We start from the raw sequence: 4,313 nt of genomic DNA, 5'->3' as shown, positions 1-4,313 counted from the left end.
CACTCAAGCCCATAACCCTGTAAAGTCTTTCCACACGCTTTTTGTTGATGGCATAGCCCATGTCCTTTTGGAGCCAGTTCGTCATTCTGGGAACGACTTTCCAGGGACGGTTCAGGAACTCCTCATCGATCAGACGCATCAGATTTAGGACATTACTACAAAGAATTGTAAATGATTGAATTTCCACTATGAGGATAATTCTTCTAGGTGACAAAAGACTTTCCAGAAAATTGAGGTGCGTATTTTAAATAGTTAGACCTGCGCAATATGTATAGTTTTAAAATTAAATTAAAACAAACCACGTGCTGACGGGGATTTCAACCTAAATAAAAAAAACTTATGGAAAGGAAAAGTTGCGTATATTTGAGAGTTAGCAGAAAGTGTATGAACAATATCTCGTTTCAAAATCAAATAGATGAAATAATCAAGGAAAATTTTCCTCACTTAAAACAATTAAAAAATCTTCTTCAACCAACTTTGATTTTTAACTTAGGAGAAAAAATTGAAACTGAAAATACCAAACTAAATGAATTAAATTTTCTTGGAAAAATTAATTTTTCGGAAATAAAAGAAATTTGGGAAGAAAAAATACCAAATGGAGATTTGCTCTTCTATCTAAAGAAATCAATTGATCATTATCCTATAACTAAAAATGATTATAAAGTAATATTTCACAAAAATGGGAACACTGAATCCTCGAGAATTGTAGAATTTAATATTGACATTTCAAAAAGCTATACAATTCCTTCATATCAAGAAAATATTATATTAGATTCTAATATTAATGAGCAATATCGTGAAGAATTAGAAGAAATAATTACTGAAACAAATAGTCAAATCAATAATTACGAATATGATTTCGCACACCAAATCTTTGGAAATCCACAAGCAATACAAGGAACTGTAAAATTTCATTGGGCATTAAATTATCTTGGATTTCCTTTAAAAAGTGATTACTCGGAATTTGAATTGAATAAAATCAAGCAAGAAGAAGAAAATCTAATTCTTTTGTTACAACTAAATTTATCTGATGCTAAAATAGAATTTGAGGTTTTTGGTGACAGTGTGTTATATTTTGGAATACATAAAACTGATTTTGATAACGAGAATTTTGAAAATATAATCTTGGAAGTACAAAACACTTAAAATAACACCTTCTGCTAACAGTGTATTGGCAAAATGCGGGAGGAAGGTCAAAGTTGAAAGTTTTGAAATACTTATCAGCCGCTGCTTTTTCGTATTGATTTTTTTCTTAATTTAACAATCCGAAAAAAGCATCGGCTTCGTTCGGTCGAAATTGAACCTTTCGTTCTATTTAGCCCGCACTTCGCCAATACTTTTTCCGTTACCAGCAATTTTAAAAGTATTAGCACTGATATTATGAAGTATATAAAATTTGTTTTTGTTTTTCTATTAATGAGTTGCAATGCATATATAGTTGAATATGATAAAAATAAAGAGCCCCTTCTTGGCAAAAATATGCAGTATAATATTGTTGAAAGACCAAGTGTTGAAAACTTAAAAAAAATTGACACTGCTGCTTATTATGTCCAAATATTTGAAGGTAGATATTATAATGAAGGTGAGATTAGTAACCCAATTGCTTTAAAATTTCATAATGATGGCTATTTTAAAAGATCTTCCGTTAAAAATTACAACAGATTTTCTTACAGAACGAAAGAAATGATTTGGTATGGTGGTAAATATAAAATTTACGGTGACAATATTGAACTAGAAGAATTTGCTCCTTCAACTGGTAGCAAAACTAAAATCTTTACAAGACTAATTAAAAAAGGTCGAATTGACGGAGATAAAGTAATTTTTGAAGATAAAAATAACAATACATTAGTTTCAGTATATCAGAAAAAACAGAAAATTGAATAAAAAACTGCTGGTAACACGGCATTTCTACAAGCGGGTATGAAGTTTTCATCGAAGAGTTTGCGATTAATTCAATTTTTAGCAAGTAGAAAGTTTTCGTATTTTTAGCCCGCTTGCAGAAATACCCAAACGTTATGCGACATTTTATTAAAACTCCGATCAATAATGAAACTTATCATTAACTCACTTTTATTAATTTTATTATCAAGTTGCTGTGAAACTAAAAAGGAGAAAAACAATCTGATAATTTCTAAAAATAATTTCAGCGTTTCGGGATTTGATAAGAAATTAGATAGTTTAAAAAATAATAATTCTAAAATTGGGCTTGAAACGGTATCCGAAATCAACTATAACGAAAACTATTTAAATGGAGCACTGCATTTTCTTATTATTGACGAAAATAATGCTTACTACGTTATAACGCCTAAAAAATCCTTTGTTTTCATTTATGGAAATGAAAACAAATTTTCTAAGAAAGATTCGCTAAATTATATTGAAAAAAGTAAAGAAATAATTAATAATATTACGCAGATAAAAACTTCTGAAATAACACAAATTCTAAAACAAAATCGACATGCAATCTTAAATACGGAAAACAGAATTCCCTTAAATATTTCTTTTGCTCTAAAAAACGATAGTCTTCGAGGTTCCCAAATGCATGATATAATAAGTTATATGGAAAATAATGGAATGAAATCTTACACGATACGAAGAATGAATCAATATGAAACTAAGAAAACAGAATAATAAAAACGCCGCATAACATCGTATTGGCAATAGTGCGGAGTAATCGCAAGTTTAACCATTTTGGTATTCCGAAGACTATTTATAATAGAAAAAGAAGGTCTTTTTAGCCCCACCATCGCCAATACGCAAACCGTTATGCGACATTTTATGAAAATCGTAAACCCAACAATTTTTTTAGTTTTTTTATTGATTCTTTCGAGTTGTTCAAAATTTGAAAAAAAACAAAATGAACAAAAGAAAATTCTGTTAACTGCAACTCAGAATTTTAATGATGTTGACGAAATTAAACGAACTTTTACCATTTATTCAGATAGCACTTATTTATTTACAGAAAGTTTAAAAGAAACAAATCATAGTAAAATTGAAACTTTTAAAGGAGCTATCAAAATAACTCGAGATTCTATCAAATTTGATCCATTTGAATTTGATTTTAATGAAGCGAAAACAGCAGTTTTGAAAAATGGATTTATTGAGTTTGTGGATGGAGAAAATCCAGACAGAATGAAAATTGAAAAGACATCTTTAAATATTAAAAACAGACTTGACATAAATAAGTTCCCAAACTATTCTGTTTTTACATTTTATAAAAAATTCAACAATCAAGAATGGCAAAAAGAGTATTCAAATTATGATTTAAACAATCAAGAATTATTTAAAATAGATGAAATTTTTCGAAATGAATTTTCGAAAAATGAAGAATTAAGAAATTTCAACGACTATCTAAAACAAATTGTTGCTATTAAAAATGGTAAAAATGAAATTATCATACAGGCACATTTCTTTTGCAAACAATCAATTCTATTAGAAAGTTATCAATATTATGAAACAAGTATGCATGATGGAGGAAATTGCAATGTTTATTTGGAACTAAATCTAAAGACTGGAAAATTTAATTTTATAAATATTGCTGGAATGGCATAAAAAAACGTCGCATAACAAAGTATTTCTATTAGCGGGGTTGAAGTTTACATCATAAAGATTTTCGCTAATTGTTCTTTTTGTTATATTTACAAAAACCAGTTATAATAATCCCCGCCAACAGAAATACCCAACCGTTGTGCGTAATATTTAAAACACTTACCGATGATAAAAACATTTTTTGGATTATTAATTTTTACGTTGATTTCTTGTCAAATGGTTGGAAAAGAACATGGAGTTAATTTTTCTATTGAAAACAAATCTGACCATCCTATTGAGAACGTTAGATTCACAACGTCTGAACATCTACATGAATTGAAATTTGAAATAATAAATCCGAATGAAGAAGTTTCTGACTTTCTGAATATGGAGGAGAATAGAAATGACGGAAGTTATGTAATTGAGTTCACTCGCAGAGGAGAAAATAAAGTAACAAAAGGTTTTGGATACTACACCAACGGAGGAGCTCTAGAAAAATGGGCGAAATTTCAAATAAAAAATGATACAGTAATTTCGGAATTTGGAGGTATAAGATATTAAAAATACTACGCACAACAAGGTATTTCTATTAGCGGGGTTGACGTTTACATCATGAAGATTTTCGCTAATTGTTCTTTTTGTTATATTTATAAAAACCATTTATAATAAGTCCCGCCAACAGAAATACCCAACCGTTGTGTGGCATTTGAAAAATGAAAATCATAGAAAAATATTTATCCCCAAAAGATTTAAATTTCATTCCGAGTTTACTTGGACAGAATGTATAT

6 protein-coding genes are annotated in these 4,313 nt (G+C 28.9%); 5 read left to right on the top strand and 1 reads right to left on the bottom strand.

Annotation, left to right across the window (positions count from 1 at the left end; translation table 11 throughout):
* Positions 1–139: IS3 family transposase (locus BMZ55_RS11545; RefSeq protein ID WP_143068779.1), on the bottom strand; the 139-nt coding region annotated here is incomplete at its 3' end.
* A 245-nt stretch (positions 140–384) separates the two neighbouring features.
* Here BMZ55_RS11545 and BMZ55_RS11185 point away from each other — a divergent pair.
* The 5 genes from BMZ55_RS11185 to BMZ55_RS11165 all read left to right on the top strand — a co-directional run bounded on the left by BMZ55_RS11185 (position 385) and on the right by BMZ55_RS11165 (position 4,086).
* Complete coding sequence (locus BMZ55_RS11185; protein WP_177179812.1) at positions 385–1,146, top strand: DUF1963 domain-containing protein; 762 nt, start codon at positions 385–387, stop codon at positions 1,144–1,146.
* Positions 1,147–1,380: 234 nt separating this feature from the next.
* Positions 1,381–1,884, top strand: a complete 504-nt coding sequence (locus BMZ55_RS11180) for a hypothetical protein (protein ID WP_089820430.1) — start codon at positions 1,381–1,383, stop codon at positions 1,882–1,884.
* Between the two features lie 162 nt (positions 1,885–2,046).
* Positions 2,047–2,628, top strand: coding sequence for a hypothetical protein (locus BMZ55_RS11175; RefSeq protein ID WP_089820429.1), 582 nt, complete (start codon positions 2,047–2,049; stop codon positions 2,626–2,628).
* A 147-nt stretch (positions 2,629–2,775) separates the two neighbouring features.
* Complete coding sequence (locus BMZ55_RS11170) at positions 2,776–3,549, top strand: hypothetical protein (RefSeq protein ID WP_126731995.1); 774 nt, start codon at positions 2,776–2,778, stop codon at positions 3,547–3,549.
* Between the two features lie 162 nt (positions 3,550–3,711).
* The gene (locus BMZ55_RS11165) at positions 3,712–4,086 is read left to right on the top strand and encodes a hypothetical protein (protein ID WP_143068778.1); all 375 of its coding nucleotides are present in this window, start codon (positions 3,712–3,714) and stop codon (positions 4,084–4,086) included.
* Positions 4,087–4,313: the final 227 nt, after the last annotated feature.

The organism is Kaistella treverensis, from assembly GCF_900114045.1.
GTDB lineage: Bacteria > Bacteroidota > Bacteroidia > Flavobacteriales > Weeksellaceae > Kaistella > Kaistella treverensis.
This window is presented reverse-complemented; position numbering and strand designations above follow the sequence as displayed.